Raw genomic sequence first — 18,770 nt, forward strand, 5'->3', positions numbered from 1 at the left:
AAATAAAGCATAAATGTGCTAAAATTTAAAATACTATGAGTAAAAAGAAAGATTACTATGAAATTTTAGGTGTAGATAAAAATGCTACAACCAAAGAAATAAAAACTGCTTATCGTTCATTAGCTAAAAAGTACCATCCAGATAAATTAAAAGATGGTACTAGTGATCAAAAAATGCAAGAGTTAAATGAAGCTTATGATGTTTTATCAGATGATCAAAAAAGAAAAGCATATGACACTTATGGTCATGATGGAACTAATGGTCAACAAGGGTATGGAAATGGATTTGGAGGCTTTGGCGGATTTGACGCTGGAAGCTTTAGCGATATTTTTGAAAATATTTTTGGTGGATTTGGTGGTTCAAGAACCAAATCACAAAATTCTCCTCAACGTGGGGATGATTTACAAATGATCCTTGATATTTCATTTATGGATGCTATCCATGGAAAAACTGTTGTTAAAAAGCTTGATAAATACGAAACTTGTTTAACTTGCGCTGGAAGTGGTGCTAAAAGTGCTAGCGATGTTATTAATTGTGATGAATGTAATGGTCATGGAATTGTACAAAAAGTATCTAATGGATTTTTTGGGCAAACTGTTCAACAAATTATTTGTCCAAAATGTAATGGTTCAGGTAAAACAATCTTGCATAAATGTCCTAACTGTAAAGGTAAAAAATATAATAAGATTACTAAAGAAGTATCAATTGACATTCCTGCAGGATGCTCTGAAAGCTTAAGATTAAGATTAAATGGTTTTGGTGGATTAGGATACAATGGTGGTTCTAATGGAGATTTATATATTGGAGTTAGAATTAAACCTCATAAATTCTTCCAACGTGAAGGAAACAATATTTATTTAGATTTCCCAGTTTCATTTATTGATTTAATTCTTGAAAACACAATAACTGTACCAACACCTTATGGTCCAGTAAAAATTAAACTAAAAAGTAATTATAAAAATGATCAAATTATTTCTTTACCTTCAAAAGGTGTTAAAGGTAAATATTCAACCGGAGATTTAAAACTAAAATTAAAAGTTATTGTTCCTGATCTTAAACGTAAAGAACTTAATGGTTTAAAAGATGTTTTAAAAGATATTAATGATCACAGCAATGATGATTTTGTAAAAGCTGTAGAAAAAGAAAAATAATAAAAAATAGATAAGTAATATGCTTATCTATTTTTTATTACATTAATTTAATTAAATATTTTAATTTATAATATAAATCTATGATAGATAATAAATATACTGCAGATAGCATTACACAACTTAAAGGTCTTGAAGCTGTAAGAAAGCGTCCTGGGATGTACATTGGTGGTACTGATGTGCATGGTTTACATCATTTAGTTTGAGAAATTATTGATAACTCAATCGATGAAGCTCTTGCAGGTTTTGCTAATGAAATAAATGTAACTTTAAATACTGATGGATCAGTTTGTGTTAGTGATAATGGTAGAGGTATTCCGGTTCAAAAAGCTAAAGGTCAATCAAAAACAGCTGTAGAATTAGTATTTACTGAATTACACGCTGGAGGAAAATTCAACTCTGGAGCTTATAAGACTTCTGGAGGTCTTCATGGGGTTGGTTCAAGTGTTGTTAATGCTTTATCAACTAAACTTGTTGCTATTGTTAATCGTGACGGTAAAACTTATGAAACAATTTTTAATCAAGATAAAATTGTTCAAAGAACCAAAGAAATTGGTGTCTCAAACCAAACTGGTACCACAGTTTGTTTTTGACCTGATTATAGCTTCTTTAAAAAAGCTAAATTAAGTTTTTCTAAAATTTCTGAGCGTTTAAAAGAAAGTTCGTTTTTAATTTCTAATTTAAAAATTACTCTTGAAGATAAAAATACTTCAATTAAAGAAACTTATCAATATCAAAATGGTTTAGAAGCTTTTTTAGAGTTTATTAACGATTCAAAAATTAGTATCAATAAACCTGTAGCTTATATAGATACTAAAAAAGAAATTGAAGTTAATTTTGCTTTTCAATGAACTGATTCATATAATGAATTAATTTTAAGCTTTGTTAATAATGTTAAAACCAAAGATGGCGGAACTCATGAAACTGGATTAAAAAGTGCTATAACTAAAACTTTTAATGATTTTGCAGCTAAAGAAGGTATTTTAAAAGGTAAAAATACCTTTGATGGTGAAGATATAAGAGAAGGATTTAGCTGTATTTTATCACTTAAAATTCCTGAGCATTTATTGGAATTTGTTGGACAAACCAAAGAGAAATTAGGTACTCCTGAAGCTAAAAATGTAGTTGAAGAAATAGTATCTAAATATTTAGAAATGTGAATTGCTGAAAATAAACAAACAGCTAAAAAAATTCTAGAAAAAGTTAAACGTGCTTATGATTTAAGAATTGAAGAACGCAAAAGAAGACAAGAACTTAGAAAATCTAAAAAAGTTTTAAAAGATAAAATTGTACTTAGTGATAAATTAACTCCTGCAACTAGCAAAAAAGCTGAAGAAAAAGAATTATTCTTAGTCGAAGGAGATTCAGCTGGTGGTAGTGCTAAAAGTGGTAGAGATCGAAAATATCAAGCTATTTTACCTCTTAGAGGTAAAGTAATCAATACCGAAAAAGCTAAATTACTCGATATTTTAAAAAACAATGAAATTAGCACAATTATTAATACTATTGGTGCAGGTTTTGGTAAAGAGTTTGATATTAAAAAATCTCAATATGGCAAAATTATAATAATGACTGACGCTGATACCGATGGTGCTCACATTCAAATTTTATTACTTACTTTTTTCTATCGTTTCATGAAACCTTTAATTGAGCAAGGTAAAATTTACATCGCTCTTCCACCTTTATATAAAGTAACTTTAAAAAATAATAAGCAAATTCATTATGCTTGAGATGATGAGCAATTAAAAGATATTTTAGATAATATCAAAGGTGCTTATGAACTTCAAAGATATAAAGGGTTAGGAGAAATGAATGCTGATCAGCTTTGAGAAACTACAATGGATCCTAAATCACGAACCTTAATTCAAGCAACCATTGAAGATGCTTCGCTAGCAGAAAGAAGAGTTAGTGTCTTAATGGGAGATAATGTAGCTAATAGAAAATTATGAATTGATAATAATGTTGATTTTAGTAATGAAGATGATTTTATAGATAAGATTGCATAATCTTATCTATTTTTTATTTTCAAAGCTTTAAAGTATAATAGAGACTATGAATAAACCAAAAATTATATTTATTGATCTAGATGGTACTACAATGGATACTAAAGCAGAAAAGTGATTCCAAAAAAGACCATCGGAATTTACTAAAGAAATTGTTAAACAAGTTTCACAAACCATTCCAGTAGTAGTTTCAACAGGAAGAGGTGTTAATCAAAGAACTAAAGAAATAGTTGAATCTTTAGGTTCAAGCAATTATATTGCTTGAAATGGAGCTCAAACAGTTATTGATGGAGAAGTGGTTTCTAAAGAAGTGATTAATGATGATTTAGCTCAAGAATTATTTAATGAAATAGCTAAAAATAATTGTTTTGTTGTATATAACTCAAACCCAAGAGAGCAAGCTTTTGTTAGAAATAAATTGTACAAAATGGTAATGGGATTTGGAAAACATACAGCTAGAATTTATAAAGAATATAATAATGATTTTCCAGTTTATAAAGCTTTAATTTGATCTATTTCAAAACGCAAAATTAGAAAATTAGCTGATAAATGATCAAAACAATTTGAAGGAAAATTAGAAATTGCTCTAAGTGGTAGTTCTAATAGTATTATTGAAATTACTAGAGCAAATGTTTCAAAAGGTGATGCTGAAATTGCATATTGTCAAAGATTTAACATCGATCCAAAAGATGCAATTCACATTGGTGATTCTTTAAATGATGCTTCTACTAAAGGTAAAATTGGTAAACTTGTAGCAATGAAAAATTCAGTTCCTGAATTAATTGCAATGTCTGATGAAGTTACAGAATTTACTTGTGATGAATCAGGTATGGCTAAATACATTCAACAATTTATTAAAGATTAAAAAATTAGGTTCAATGACCTAATTTTTTTAATTCATTTTAAATCAAGCTAAATGCTTTTGAATTTTTATATAAGTTTTATTGTTTGAATTTTTAATTTTATTTAAACCATTAATTAATAAATTAATATTATGCTCATTTAATTCAATAGAATTATTAAAAAATATTTTGCAATATCTTATAATGCTATAAAAATCATATTTGTGATTAACTTGTTTAATTAAATTAATATCAAAATATAAGTGATTGCTTAATTTATTTAATAAATCTTTCTTATGTTTTGGCATTTTATGTGATTTTGAGCAACTATTTGCCGCTTGAATTAAATATGAATAATTATCATTGTAAAATTGCTCAAAAAGTAATTCTTCATTAATTAATATTTGATTTAAATATTGATTTAATTCAAATAGTGAAATTATCATTTTCTTAAATTGATTAATATTTAATATTTTTTGATCTAAAATAGAAAAATTCAAAATATCATAGCTCATTACTTTACGATATTCATAAACTTCGATTAATTCTAAATTCATTTTTATTAATTTATTCTTAATTAAACTATTATCTAAATTTCTTTCTTGATAATTGAAAATTTGAAAATAATCTTTAATAATAGTTTTATTGTTGATTTTGTCAAAAACCAATAATTTTAAATTATTATTTTGCAATCAGTCTTTAACTGGTAATCAGCAATGAAACTCATTTTGAATCAATAGTTCAAAATAATGTTCAATCATAAAATTGCTCATTTTCTCAACTTTAAAACTATATGCTTGATTATTTTGATTATTTAAATAAAGTGTATCTTTATCTAAATAAAATGTTTTTATAAATATACTCACATTATTGGTATTAATATTTAATCTAGTTATTCTAAAACAAATTGAAATTTGATTATTAGTTAGATGAAATATTTCATTAAAATGTGTGCTTACAATTCAATTCGCAAGATCTCGATCATTAAAAACAGTTGTATCAAGTTCCTTAATATGATAATAATATTTGTAACAAGTTTTATATTTATTTCAATGGTTTATATCGATATTAAAGATTTTGTTAATATTTTTAATCTGGTACATAAAATAAAAAGAGCTTGTGCTCTTATTATTTAACTGAAATATATTTGGTTACTAAGTTGTATTCTTCATTTTGATATGTTTTTAAGAATCTAAGACCAATTTTTCTAAATAAAATTATTAGCATAATTTTATCAACTGTAATATCTGCTTGATTTTGAGTCATAGCCATTACTTTAGCACCTTCTTGTTGAATTTCTTCATTTGAAATACTAAAATCAAACTCAATTAATAAGATATTGCTTCATAAATAATTAGTTAATCCTGCAAATAAATCTGCTTTTAATTTTTCAGGATCAATTTCTTTGTAAAAAGAAATCATTCTTTGGAATTCATAACTAAAAATTTCTTGATTTACTGATACAAAACTATTTTTTTGCACCATTTCTTTCAATACTTCTTCACCATATTTAACTAATGCTTCATCAAAACTTTCTTCATGCACTGCATCAACAATAATTTTTTTAGCATCTGCCAATGTTTTTGCACCTTTTAAGTTTAATTGAGCTACATTTTCATCAGTAATTGGTTGAGCTTTATATTCATAAATAGCAAGAATTTTAACTTCTACATCAACTCCGCTTGGATCTTTAATAACTGCGTTTTGACCAACTTCTTTATCAATTAAATTGCTAAATAAATGCTTAGTTTGTTCATTAACTAATACTTTTCCCACACGATCTTCTTTAGTATTTGGATCAGTAATAGAAACTTCTACTAAATCATTTTCTGCTACTTTGGTTCTATCTGATTTAACTTCAAATTGATATTGTTGAACATAAGTATCAGCAAATTCTAGTGATTTTTCATCAAGATCTTTATCATATTCAAATTTAGCTTGTGGTTTGAAATTAACATCTAATTTATCAAACTCATCAAAATAATATGATCTAGCTTCTACAACTAATTCATCCACGGTTAAAACACTATTTAATAAAACAGGAGCAAAATAAACTCTTTTATGTTCTGAATCTTCTTTAGCCTTGTAATATTTTTTATCTAATTTAGACTTAGCTAAAAATGCTGCATTTTCAAGAATTAAAGCTTGATTTACTTTGCTTTTATCATCTTTATATACTTCATTAAGCATATTTAAGGTTTCATTTTGATATTTAATTCACTCTTCTTTATTAAAATTAATTAATTCACTATCAAATTTCATTTTTTCTCCTTAGTGGTATTATTATTTAAATTTTACTAATTTATTCTAAACTTTAAAAACATTTAGCACTTAAATAAATAACCTTTATAATTTTATTTATGAATAACATAAATAAAAAACCTGAGCAAAAAATTATTGAATTAACTAATTTAATTAATGAGCATAATAATAATTATTACAATTTAAATCAACCTACAATTTCTGATCAAGAATATGATTTATTATTAAGAGAACTTGAAGAATTAGAGTCATTATACCCTGAATTTATTCAACAAAATAGCCCAACAATTAATGTTGGAGCATTTGCTAATAGCAAATTTCAAAAAGTAACACATAAAATACCTATGCTTTCTTTAGCTAAAGCTTATTCAATTGAAGATATTGAAAAATTTGTTGATAATATAACTAAAATTACTAAAAATTCAAATCCAAAATTCTCAATTGAACCTAAAATTGATGGTTTATCAATTAATTTAAAATATCAAAATGGTAAATTAATTCAAGCATCAACTAGAGGAGATGGAAAAATAGGTGAAGATGTTACAGAAAATATTTACCAAATAAACTCAATTCCAAAATTTATTAATTATTATCAAGATTTAGAAGTTAGAGGTGAAGTATTTCTTGGAAAATCTAATTTTTTAAAAATTAATAAACAATTAGAAAAAGAAGGTTCAAAAACATTTGCTAATCCTAGAAATGCAGCAAGTGGAACTTTAAGACAATTAGATTCTAAAATTGTTAAACAAAGAAATCTTAATGCTATTTTGTACGATGTTGCTCAACCTTTAGAACATAATTTAACTTCTCAAATTCAAGTAATTAATTTTTTAAAAGATTTAAATTTTAACACTAATGAATATAGTTACTTAGCTAATTCATTTGCTGATTTAAAAACTAAAATTTCTGAATTTAAAGATCTTAAAAATACATTTGATTATGATTGTGATGGTTTAGTTATTAAATATGATGATATTAATCAATGAAATAAATTAGGTTTTACAGCTAAATTCCCTAAATATGCAATAGCTTTTAAATATGAAACTGAAGAAGCTATAACAAAAATTGTAGATATTAAAACCACAGTAGGTCGTTCAGGTAAAATTACTTATGTTGCACAATTAGAACCAATTGAATTAAATCAAACCACTGTAACATTTGCAACCTTGCATAATTATGATTTTATTTATAATCTTAATATTAATATTAATGATGAAGTTAAAGTTATTAAATCTGGAGAAATTATTCCTAAAATTATTGCTTTAGTTTCAAAAAATAGTAATGATATATTACCTAAAACTCTAAATTGTCCAGCTTGTGAATCAATTTTAGAGGAAATTGATGATAATGTTGATCAATTTTGTTTAAATCCTAATTGTGATGAGAAAAAAATTAAACAATTAGTTCATTTTGTTTCACGTCAAGCTTTAAATATTGTTGCATTAGGAGAATCAACTATTAGACAATTTTATGAGATTGGTTTAATCACTGATTTTATTTCTATTTTTGATTTAAAAAATAAAAAAGATAGTATTTTATCATTACCTTTATATCAAGAAAAGAAAACTCAAAACATTATTGATGCAATTGAAGCATCAAAAAATATTACTCTTCAAAAAGCGTTATTTGCTTTAGGAATCAAGCACATTGGTTATCAAGTTGCTGGTTTAATTTCTAAAGAAATTGATAAATTATATGATTTAATTAATTTAAATTTAAGTATTTTAGAAACAATTAATACTATTGGTACCAAAATTACCTCTTCTATTGCAGAATACATTCAAGATTCTAATAATCAAGAATTATTAAAACAGTTAGATGAAATTTTAATTTATACAAATCAAACTACATCAAATAGTCAAAAATTAGAAGGTTTAATTTTTGTAATTACAGGTTCATTATCTAAAGATCGTAATTATTTTAAAGAATTAATAGAAAACAATGGCGGAAAAGTAACTAGTGCTATTAGCAAAAATACTAATTATTTGCTTGCGGGAGAAAAATCTGGAAGCAAATTAGCTAAAGCACAAAAATTAAATATCTCAGTCATTAATGAAGAGCAATTTAATGAGTTAATTAAATAATGCAAGTTTTTATTTTTGTTTTTATTACTTTTATTAGTATTTTAATAGGTTCATTATTAATTAAATTCTTTCCCAAAATTAATAATCGATATACTCAAATTGCTTGATCATTAATATTTTTAATATATTTCATAATCTTTAGATATTCAATTGATATTAAAGAACTAATTACTATTTACCAAGATAATAATCCTAGTTTAAACGCAAGATATAGTGGAATTATGTCTAGAATATTCTTTTTAGATTGATGCCCCGCTTTTGCTTTGTTAATTAGTTTTGCATATTTATTTGATAATAAGGGTAGAGTTATTTACATTTTTAGTATTATGTCTATAGTTGGTGGTTATATTACTTTACCTACCATCCCTTTAAGTGAAACTATTGATCATATCACTTTAAAATACTTATTTATAGGTACCGATGTTAATCGTTTATATTTTTTAATGCATTGATATCTAGCAGTAAGCGGTACCATTAGTTTTATTTTTTATACTAAACCTAAATATAGTGATGTCATTTATGCACACATTACTGCAGCTTTATACTTTATTTATGTAGCATTTATTTCTTTATCTTTAGATGTATTACACAATGTAACAGGAATTAGAGAAAGTGATTGAAGACCTGGAGGGGAATATGAAAATGTAATCCCAATCCTTAAAGTTGATTTCCCATATGTTATTATTGTTGGTTTTGGTATGGCGTATATTTTTATTAACTCATCTTTATTAATTAAAGCAGCTTTACACAAACACAAGAAGCATATTTATCATTATTTTAAGAATATAAAAAAATCATCCTAGGATGATTTTTTTAATTATATGTTGAATGTTGAATATTCAACCAATAAATAGGGCAAATTGGAATTATTTATTTCTTTTAATTTCTTTAAGTCTTGCACTTTTACCTTTACGATCTCTCATAAAGTATAATCTTTTTCTACGAACTTTATTTGAACGAACAACTTCGATGTGTGCGATTAATGGTGAGTGAAGAGGGAAAGTTCTTTCAACACCAATTCCATATGACATTTTTCTAACTGTAAAAGTTTCTCTTGAACCAGATTCTTTTTTAGAGATTACTAATCCTTCAAAAATCTGAATTCTTTCTTTTTCTCCTTCACGAATACGTACGTGAACTTTAACATTATCTCCTGTTTGGAATTCTACTAAATCTGTACGTAATTGTGATTTTTCAACTAACTCTAATAAATTATTTCTCATCTTTCATCCTTTCAATTCTTTCAAAAATGTCTGGTCTATTTTTCAAAGTTTTTTCTCTTTGAGCTTTTTCTTTTCATTCTTGAATTTCTTTATGATTTCCACCAAATAATACTTCAGGAACTTTCATTCCTTTATATTCTCTTGGTCTTGTATATTGAGGATAATCTAATCAACCTTTTCCTTGAAATGAATCAAATGTATGTGATTCTTCTTTTATAACTCCAGGTATTAATCTAACAATACTATCAGCCATTACCATTGAAGGTAGTTCTCCACCAGTTAATACATAATCACCAATTGATAATTCTATATCCACTAATTCAACTACTCTTTCATCAAAACCTTCGTATCTACCGCTTATAAAGGTGATTTGATCTTGTTTTGCTAGTTCATTGGCTATTTCTTGATTAAATACTTTACCTTGAGGTGAAACTAATATTTTATATCCGCCACGATCTTTTAATGAATCTAAAGCTAAATCAATAGGTTCTACTTGAAGTAATAACCCATGACCACCACCATAAATTTCATCATCAACCTTACGATGTTTACTTTGACTAAAGTTTCTAAAATCTACAACATCAAAACTTATTAATTTCTTTTCGATTGCTTTATTAATGATACTTTCATTAATAAAAGGTTCATAATAATTTGGGAAAAGTGTTAAAAAGTTGATTTTCATTATTTTTTAAGTTCTTCAGTTAGTTTGTGAGCTCTGAATAAGTTAGCAACTGTCATTGTTGGTTGTGCACCTTTTTTGTATCATGCAGCTGTTTGTTCTTTATTTAAAACAAGTTCTTTAGTTGTAGGATTGTAGTGTCCAAGTGCTTCAATAAATTTTCCATCACGAGGAGCTCTAGCGTCAGCTACAACAATTTTGTAAACTGGTCTAAATTTGCTCCCCATTCTTTTTAATCTAATTTTTACCATATTTGTCCTCCTATTTGCTGTCAAGCATAAGTGCTTGACACTTAATTTGCCTTTATATTATAAAATATAAAATAAAAAACACAACTAAAAAAATTATTTTGTGTTGTGTTTTTTATTAATTATTTTAAAATTGCTCCTAAACCTTTTTCTGCTTCTAATTCTTGATTAACTCTTTCGTCAGATAATTTTTTAACTCTTTCTTTAATTTCTTCCACTTTGCTATCATAAGCGCTTCTAATTCTTTGTTTTTCTTCTTTTGTTTTAGCACTTTCTAACATTCTGTCTCTAATTTCAGCTTCTTTTTTAGTAAGTAATTCAATTAATTTATCTTTCTTGCTTGAACAAGCAACAGCGATAATTGGTGTTGCAGCAACTGCAACTGTTGATAATGATAATAATAATTTTTTCATTCGTTTCTCCTTAAAATATACGTATAATAACTTAAATATTAATATGGTTATGGTTTTTTTAAATGAAAAAATTATTTTATAAAACAATAATGCTTGAAATCCTAATATATTGGATATATATATATATATATGAATACAGTATTCAATATAAATAAGATTTATTCAACTATAAATGTTTTAAATTAAGGTTAAATTATTTATTTTAAATTGTTTTTGATGATCATTTCTTGCTTTTTAATATCAATAAAAGCTTTATTTCCATAAGGTAAAATCATCTTTGGATAACTATGGCCAAAATTAAAATTGTAGTAAATAGTTAAATTACTATCACAAAATACTTCTTGATATATTTTGATATATTCATCAAAATATACTTCATTTTGAGGTTTACCTATAATAATGCCACTAGCATTATTAAATAAACCTTGTTCTTTTAATGCAATAAGCATCAATTTTAAATAATCAGGATTTGATTTAGATTCTGAGGTTTCAAGAAAGATAATTTTATTTTCTTTTAAAGCTATATTATCTAATAATTGATATTTTAAATTAACTTGCTTTTTTTCTAAATATCTAGAACCAGAAACTAATTCGTATAAACTTTCAATACATCCACCATATAAATAACCTTCTAAATAATCATCTCCTTGGATTTTAATTCATCCATTTTGTTCTTGATGCATTATTCTAGAAGTATTTAATTCAGTTGGACTAAAATTAGTCCTTTCTTCATATCAAACATTACTAGGCTGATAAATTCAGTCTTTATCAGTAAATAAATTATTAAATGATTTAAGTGAATAATCAAGCATTTTAGCATCTAATTCTGCAATACAAGTTAAGAAAGAAAGTCCATAATAACTAGTAATTCCTATTTTATTTAACATCAAATGATTTATAGAGCTATCAGAATACCCTAAAAAGATTTTAGGGTTATTTTTAATCGCATTAATATGATTTTGATTATCTAATATGTAACCTATAGTTTTATAAGTATCATCTCCACCTATAGCCGAAAGAATTATTTTAGTATCAGTATCTAAAAATGATTCTATTAAGTCTTTAGCTCGTTCATTAGGGTTATTCTTGATAAAGTCAATTCCTTTTAAACAAGAATTAGAAAAATTAGGTCTAAGACCTAATTTTTTAATCCGTTTAATTCCTAGAGCATATTGATGAGCACAAAAAGGTTCACCTAAAGCTCCAGATGACAAGCTAACAACAGTTAGTTTGTCATTTAATTGTAATTTCTTCATTTATTATTTATAAGGAATAATGTGAATATGTGTATGAAATACTTCTTGACCTGCACAAGGTTCATTATTCACTTGTAATTTATAACCCTTAGCTTGATTATTAATAATTAAATTATTAGCTAATTCTTTAGCTTTAGATACTAAATAAATAAAATCATTATCATTGATATCAATTAAATTTTTTGAGTAATTTTTAGGAACTACCAAAAAATGACCTGGTTGTTTTGGATTGATATCATAAAAAGCAATAACTAAATCATCTTCATAAAGAATTTTTGCAGGAATATCTTTATTAATTATTTTGCTAAAAATTGTTTCCATTATAATCCTTATTTATTTTGTTCTACAAAAGGTAATTTATTAATTTGTTCATTAATTTCTTTTGATTTACCTTCTTTTAAAGAATAACCAAGTTTAACAAATGCTTTTTGAGCATTAGTTAATAATGTATTATCTTCAACAGCAAATCATGTTTGGATTTTAAGTAATTCATCTTTTAAATACGAATCTTTAAAACTTAATTTTTTAACCGCTTTATTATCTACTGTAAATTCTGACATTGAAGGAAGTAATAAATTCATATATGACATAAAAATAGATTGTGTATCTTTAGCATTTGAATTTAATACACTTAAAGGTTCTTTTAAAACACCTACATTTTGTTCAATAGTTACTGGAACCAATTGTCCTTTTTCAGTATTGTAAAATCCTGAATAAACATTATTATCATTGTTATCTGAAACTAAAGCAGTAGTATTGTAATCTGGATTATTATTTAATGATTTAACTCCGACAAAACCTAAAAGATTTTGCTCATACACTTTATTTTTAGGAGATAAATAGAAGTTATCAAAAGTAACTTTATTAATATCTTTGCTACCTAAAAAATCATTGTATTCAGTAGTATTTTTAAATGTATAACCATAGTTATTTAATATGTTAAAATTACTGTCATTTTTATATTCTCATAATAATGCATATTTTTTATCTAAAGTATAAGAAATTAAATTAAAGTAATTTAAATCATATTTATCTTTATTTTTATCAAATTCAGTTGAATTAATTTTTTCTAATTGGTCTTTATTATTAATTTCAAAATATTTATTAATTAATAAAACATTATTAATAAAACGATATAAGGTAGAATTTTTAGCATTGTATAATGCTAAAAATACATCTTCATTTAATTCATTAGGATTTGCAGCAAAATTATTTACAACCATTGCAACTGATGGATCAATAATATTAATTCCATCTTTTTGCATTTCAATTTGTTTTGCTAAAAATTGATCATCTTTAAATAATGAAAGTGAATAATAAGCTTTAAATACTTCATAAGCTTTTGCTTTATAATCAGCATTTGCTAAGAATTTTTCTTTGATTAATTTTTCTTCAAAATTTGTGTTAGCCAAATTAACATTGTATAAACTAGCTAATGTTTGAGCTGTTCAAAATTCAGTAGCATATTCAGGAATTTGCTTATTTTTAAACTCATTATCTTGCTTAATTTTATCAAGTGAATCTTGGGTTTTACCACAAGCAACTGATAATGATGTAAATAAAGGAACAATACTTAATGAACTTAATCATAATAATTTATTTTTTAATTTCATTATTTTCCTCCTTTATTTAAAACATTTAATTCATTTAATGCATTCTTAATTACGTTTTTAGCATTTTGATTACCTGAAGTTAATTTAATACTAATTTCTCCATTAGCGATACTAAAGTTTAAGTTATTTTGCTCTTTAGTTTGATCTTTTAAGTATTTTGAAACGTTAGATAAAATCTTAATATTATTAACCGCTTTTAATGATTCTTGAGTTGATTTACTATATTTAATTAATTTAACAATTTCTTGTTTTTCTTTAGTTTTATCAGCATCAGTTTTTGTATCTTTTAAAAGATCTTTTAATAAATCTGAATCAACTAGTTCATCATTAGAATTTAATTTAAAAACATTAGCAATTAATTGGAATTCATTAAAGTCCATTGATAATGTTTTATTAACATTAAGATATTGAGTTTTTTGGTTTGCATAAGCTTCTAAATCAGATTTTAATAAATTAATATATCGCTCTTTGTTTAAAAACTCAGTTCTAATTCATTGTGGTTTACCATTGTTAAAAACAATGTATCCTCCACCATTATCATTCATATCACTTACTTTGAAGAAGCTACTAAATGTGTTTTGTTCATTATTGGTGCTGTTGAAGTTAGGTAAATAACTAGTTTGTAAATATTCATTCATTAAATCTTTATTATTAGAAATTTGTTTAATGAAATCTTCAATAACATTATTAATTTGTTCTACTTTAATTTGCCTTGAAATATCTGTTTTTGCTTTAATAGCATTAATTTTATTTTCTCATTCAGTAGGCAATTTTAATCAATTAGCAAAACTAAAGCTTGCTAATTGAACAGTACTATTATTTTCACCTTTTAATTGGTCAATAATTGAACCAATACCTACACTTGCATCATTAATAAGAATGCTATCTAGTGATTGAATTCCACTAGTGCCTAAATTAGATACTTTATTATTAGTAGAACCTTTTAAGAAAATATTATACTCTTTAGTTTGTTGACTTAAGTTATCATTAACAATATATTTACTTGCAGGTAAATATAGTTGTTTCATTTTATCCAAATAAGGAACAACTGTATTTTCTTGTTTATCATCATTGTTATATGTGTAAGAAAGTAAAAATTGTAAATAATTCTTATCATCTTGATCAAAAGTTCAATTTGGAACTATTTCACCTTCTTGTTTTCCTGGAAGCGGAATAATTGTATTGATTAATAATTTATTTGAATCAAAGTATTTTGATATTTGACTAATTGGTGACATATATGCAGGTACATATGATTCGGTTTTTAAAATTTTAATATTATCATTTGAGCTATTAGCAAAATATAAAACGTTGTTATTATCGTTTCAATTATCTAAAACACTACCATCTTTTAAATCTGGGAAGATTAAATCACCTTTTTTAACAACAATTTTTCCTCCACTAATCCCTGTATTACCTAAACTATTTTTTGTTTCAATATCGCTGCTTGCTGTTTTTAATCAAGATTTATTAGCATCAATAATTTGAATTCTAAATCTTCTAGTTGCTTGTTTTTCAACTTCTTTAAAAGTTAAATATTCTACAGCTTCATCAATTGTTTTGCTATTACCATTTTTTTCATTAGCTAAATATTTATTAAAGCTATCTTGTCATCCTTGAGGTCTTTGAGTTTGAAATTTAATTTTTTGATCTAAAATTGCATTTCTTTGTTTAGTTTTAATATCTTCTAATGAAGGTAAAGCAATATTAGTAATTCTTGGTTCATTATCTTTTAAGGTAGCATTAATTTTAGCTTGATATTGAATTGAGTATTGTGCTTCTTCTTGATATCAGTAAAATACTAATTTACGATATAACTTATCAATATCTTTTTTAATTTCTTTATCATTGTTGTCTAATCTAGATACTAATTGACCAACACTAATTTGATTATTATTGTTTGAATTATTTTGATCATTAAACCCAATTACTGAAACGCTTGAATCTAAAGGCTGAACGTAATTAATTTTATTATTAGCAATACCTAAAGGGATTGCAATTGCACCAATTACACCAACACCTAAAGCACTCAAAATAGCAATTGAGAGTTTTTTTCTTTTTGAACGATTAGTACTTTGTTTAGCATGTTTTTGTTCATGTTTATCATTTAATTCACTTAAACGTTCAAAGAATGATTTTTGATTTTTTGCCATACATCTCCTATATTCCTTATTAAAAATAATTTATTTTAATTAGGTAATTTTTATGTTAATTATATCAAATTATAATTATTTATTATGCTTAGATAATTTGCTAGTTAATAAAAAATACATCAAATAATTGATGTATTTTAAAGTTTTATTTTTTGTATGCTTTAACTGAATATTTGTATTTAAATCATTTGGTCTGCTTGATTTTATGCAATACAAGCACTTGACCAATAGTTCATATTCCAGCAAACATTCAGTACAATTGAACCCCAGCAGTAAAGATTATTGTAATTACTGTGAAGACAATTAACATAATTCTTTGAGTACGTTCTGATTTCTTTAAAGCTTCGACTTCTGCAATAGTTGTTCTTTGACGTAATCTCTTACGGTTAAGTAATTGCGGTAATAATTGTGATAACAATTGTACAACAACCGCAGCAACAATAACTCATAAGTAAACTCAATTTCCTTGTAATAAGCTTTGTCATGATGTGGTTGAGAAATTAATTCCTAATCATTCTGTGGCTTTAATTTCAGGTAGTCCTTGAATAACCCTTCACATCGCTAAGAAAATTGGAATGGAAATTAACATCGAACCAAAAGTATCTAAAGGATTTAAATTATATTTGCTATATAAAGAAGAGATTTCTTGTTGCTTACGCATTTTCATCGCTTTATTATTTTCGAAACCTTTGTACTTAGCTTCTATTGAAGCTTTTTTAACTTTTAAATCTTCTTGAACTGATTGTGTCATTGTAGATTTAAATGTAATTGCAAGTGATAATAAACGAGTAAGAACAATAGCTATAATTAATGAAATAATTGAAGCTCACCCGTTTAAATCAGGCATTGATTGACGAATAGATTGCATTAATCTTGCAAGTGGAAAGACTAATAAACCAAAGAATGGACCAAATTCTCAAGCTTCTTTTCAAGAAGTGATTGGTCTTTGAGACACATCACCTCTTAACACTAATGAATCTACAGGGTTTAATCCTTTGATATTAGCAATTCCAACTTTTCCATTATTAGTAATATTAATATTATATGAAGTTGCAAGTAAATAATTTGTTACAACATCGTTGTATGCTTGAAGAATTTCAACTTGTTTTTTAGGTAATTTAACTTTTAATAATGTAGTTAATTTGAAATAATCACCAGAATATTCTAAGTTAGAATTTTGTGCTTTTTCAAAATTTTGAACTTTAGAAACTAAATTATTTGTGTTTAATTCTGATAAATTAATTAACCCACTTCTAAGAGCTGTAATTTTTGTTTGAATATCTGATATTTTTTGATCTTTATCCGCAAATACAAAGTTGTTATTTGCTTTTAATTTTTCTAATAAAGCAGATATTTTTTCCATTGTTTCAACAGTAGCAATATATTTATTTACAGAAGCTTTAAACTGATTAACATCAGCTTCTTTATCTTTTCCTGGATTATTTTTAGCAAATTCATCATTTAATTGGTTTAATTTTGTTTTTACTGCTTCTACTTTAGTTAAAGCTTCACCAGTAAGTTTAAAATTACCAAAATTTCTAAATTCATTATATGCAACAAGATCTTCTGAACTCATAATTTCATCAATATATTGAGCAAATGTTATTTTATTTGTTCTATCTTTATTAATTTCATTATAAATTGTTGAATTTTCTCCAAATGAATATCTGTATAACATTTGAAGAACATCGTTTGCATATTGAATATTAGCTCATACAGCTTTATCAATTGTTGAATTAGCTTCATTATAATTATCAACTGTAAATAAACTACCTCTAAATGCTACATTATAGTAATTATTGTCTATTAATGCAGGTTTTTTATCTTTACCTAATTCATACTCGAATAATGTTGAATCAGGTTTTCCATTTGAAGGTAAAGTAATAAAGTATTTAATTTCTGTTGGTACATATAATCTAGTATATGACTCAGTAGTTTGATTTTTAAATAAGTATTTACCATCTTTTGAAATAATAAATGGTAATTGATCTTTTATTTGATTATTATCTTCAGAAATTAAACCTTCTGCTTTTAATCTATCTAATACTAATTTATTTGCTTGGTTATTTTTTGGTGTACCAATTACTCTAATAGAAGAGTTGAAGGTATCATATTTACCATATTGACCATTATTATCTTTTGTTTGTTTAATTAATTGTTCAATTAATTTAACATTAAATTGTTTTTCATTAACGTGGAAGTTAATATCATTATTTAAACTTAAGACATCAAGATTAATATTTTCATCTTTATTATCACTTATTTTTATTTTCTTTTCATTGCTTATGAATGTATTAACTCTTGGAGCTATATCATTTTTACTTTTATAAAATTCAGTTCCATTTCCTACAGAACCTGAAGTTTTAACTGTAAAACTTTGCACACAACCTGTTAAAGTTAATCCAAAAATAAGAATATAAAAAATGATTTTTAATCATTTAAGTACTTTCTTTAATATTTCTTTTCTTTTTTTAACAGGGTTGTTATTATTGGTAAAATAATTAAATTGTTTAGATCTTGCCATTTTTCCTAAATTTCTCAAAGAGTTTATTTATTTCATCTTTTTTAGTTTTAAAATCAGAAACAACAAAATCTTTGCGGGCAATAATTACAAATTCATAATTTAAATCATAAAGATTTAAATCGTGTAAAATTGCTCTTAATTGCCTTTTATAAAAATTACGACCTACAGAATTAGCGAATTTCTTAGGTACAGTAATACCAATTTTTAAACTAGTTGATTTTTTGTAATAAACAATTAAAAATCTATTTAAAAATTGTTGTTTAGTATTGATTACTTGATTAAATTCTCAATTCTTTTTTAGTCGATATTCTTTTTTCATTAT

17 protein-coding genes are annotated in these 18,770 nt (G+C 25.0%); 5 read left to right on the forward strand and 12 right to left on the reverse strand.

Features of this window, described 5'->3' with window-relative positions; all coding sequences use genetic code 4:
• Positions 1-35: 35 nt before the first annotated feature.
• The 3 genes from dnaJ to GE118_RS01040 all read left to right on the forward strand — a co-directional run bounded on the left by dnaJ (position 36) and on the right by GE118_RS01040 (position 4,016).
• Positions 36-1,151 (forward strand): molecular chaperone DnaJ, encoded by a 1,116-nt coding sequence (gene dnaJ, locus GE118_RS01030; protein WP_158763604.1) that lies wholly within the window; start codon positions 36-38, stop codon positions 1,149-1,151.
• An 80-nt stretch (positions 1,152-1,231) separates the two neighbouring features.
• The gene (gene parE / locus GE118_RS01035) at positions 1,232-3,154 is read left to right on the forward strand and encodes a DNA topoisomerase IV subunit B (RefSeq protein WP_158763605.1); all 1,923 of its coding nucleotides are present in this window, start codon (positions 1,232-1,234) and stop codon (positions 3,152-3,154) included.
• A gap of 46 nt (positions 3,155-3,200) precedes the next feature.
• Complete coding sequence (locus tag GE118_RS01040; protein ID WP_158763606.1) at positions 3,201-4,016, forward strand: HAD-IIB family hydrolase; 816 nt, start codon at positions 3,201-3,203, stop codon at positions 4,014-4,016.
• A 27-nt stretch (positions 4,017-4,043) separates the two neighbouring features.
• Here the strand turns inward: GE118_RS01040 and GE118_RS01045 are convergent, their stop codons facing one another.
• A complete protein-coding gene (locus GE118_RS01045; protein WP_158763607.1) occupies positions 4,044-5,096 on the reverse strand; it encodes a hypothetical protein in 1,053 nt (350 codons plus the stop codon).
• A gap of 25 nt (positions 5,097-5,121) precedes the next feature.
• Positions 5,122-6,255, reverse strand: coding sequence for a trigger factor-related chaperone (locus tag GE118_RS01050; RefSeq protein WP_158763608.1), 1,134 nt, complete (start codon positions 6,253-6,255; stop codon positions 5,122-5,124).
• A 98-nt stretch (positions 6,256-6,353) separates the two neighbouring features.
• Here GE118_RS01050 and ligA point away from each other — a divergent pair, with 98 nt between their 5' ends.
• Complete coding sequence (ligA, locus tag GE118_RS01055; RefSeq protein WP_158763609.1) at positions 6,354-8,339, forward strand: NAD-dependent DNA ligase LigA; 1,986 nt, start codon at positions 6,354-6,356, stop codon at positions 8,337-8,339.
• Positions 8,339-9,142 carry a DUF5378 family protein gene (locus tag GE118_RS01060; RefSeq protein ID WP_158763610.1) on the forward strand — a complete coding sequence of 268 codons (804 nt, stop codon included), beginning with the start codon at positions 8,339-8,341 and terminating at the stop codon, positions 9,140-9,142. Before ligA ends, GE118_RS01060 begins: the two co-directional genes overlap by 1 nt.
• A 63-nt stretch (positions 9,143-9,205) precedes the next feature.
• Here GE118_RS01060 and rplS read toward each other — a convergent pair whose 3' ends face one another.
• The 10 genes from rplS to rnpA all read right to left on the reverse strand — a co-directional run bounded on the left by rplS (position 9,206) and on the right by rnpA (position 18,767).
• Positions 9,206-9,562 (reverse strand): 50S ribosomal protein L19, encoded by a 357-nt coding sequence (gene rplS, locus GE118_RS01065; protein ID WP_158763611.1) that lies wholly within the window; start codon positions 9,560-9,562, stop codon positions 9,206-9,208.
• Entirely contained in the window at positions 9,552-10,244 is a 693-nt protein-coding gene (gene trmD / locus GE118_RS01070; RefSeq protein ID WP_158763612.1) for a tRNA (guanosine(37)-N1)-methyltransferase TrmD, read from the reverse strand. Before trmD ends, rplS begins: the two co-directional genes overlap by 11 nt.
• Positions 10,244-10,492: a 30S ribosomal protein S16 gene (gene rpsP / locus GE118_RS01075; protein ID WP_158763613.1), complete on the reverse strand. Its 249-nt coding sequence runs from the start codon at positions 10,490-10,492 to the stop codon at positions 10,244-10,246. The genes trmD and rpsP overlap by 1 nt, the downstream gene beginning before the upstream one ends.
• A 119-nt stretch (positions 10,493-10,611) precedes the next feature.
• On the reverse strand, positions 10,612-10,902 hold the full coding sequence (locus tag GE118_RS01080; RefSeq protein ID WP_158763614.1) for a Vmc-like lipoprotein signal peptide domain-containing protein: 291 nt from the start codon (positions 10,900-10,902) through the stop codon (positions 10,612-10,614).
• Between the two features lie 197 nt (positions 10,903-11,099).
• Entirely contained in the window at positions 11,100-12,158 is a 1,059-nt protein-coding gene (locus GE118_RS01085) for a S66 peptidase family protein (RefSeq protein WP_158763615.1), read from the reverse strand.
• A gap of 3 nt (positions 12,159-12,161) precedes the next feature.
• Complete coding sequence (gene hinT / locus GE118_RS01090) at positions 12,162-12,479, reverse strand: histidine triad protein HinT (protein WP_158763616.1); 318 nt, start codon at positions 12,477-12,479, stop codon at positions 12,162-12,164.
• Between the two features lie 8 nt (positions 12,480-12,487).
• Positions 12,488-13,771, reverse strand: coding sequence for a HinT-interacting membrane complex lipoprotein P60 (locus GE118_RS01095; RefSeq protein ID WP_158763617.1), 1,284 nt, complete (start codon positions 13,769-13,771; stop codon positions 12,488-12,490).
• The gene (locus tag GE118_RS01100) at positions 13,771-15,924 is read right to left on the reverse strand and encodes a HinT-interacting membrane complex protein P80 (RefSeq protein ID WP_158763618.1); all 2,154 of its coding nucleotides are present in this window, start codon (positions 15,922-15,924) and stop codon (positions 13,771-13,773) included. The genes GE118_RS01095 and GE118_RS01100 overlap by 1 nt, the downstream gene beginning before the upstream one ends.
• A gap of 145 nt (positions 15,925-16,069) precedes the next feature.
• Positions 16,070-18,448: a membrane protein insertase YidC gene (yidC, locus tag GE118_RS04350; protein ID WP_233262756.1), complete on the reverse strand. Its 2,379-nt coding sequence runs from the start codon at positions 18,446-18,448 to the stop codon at positions 16,070-16,072.
• Complete coding sequence (gene rnpA / locus GE118_RS01110) at positions 18,435-18,767, reverse strand: ribonuclease P protein component (protein WP_158763619.1); 333 nt, start codon at positions 18,765-18,767, stop codon at positions 18,435-18,437. The genes yidC and rnpA overlap by 14 nt, the downstream gene beginning before the upstream one ends.
• Positions 18,768-18,770 lie beyond the last annotated feature (3 nt).

The sequence above is a fragment of the Mycoplasma sp. NEAQ87857 genome, from assembly GCF_009792315.1.
In the GTDB taxonomy this organism is placed as follows: Bacteria; Bacillota_I; Bacilli_A; order Mycoplasmatales; family Metamycoplasmataceae; genus Mycoplasmopsis.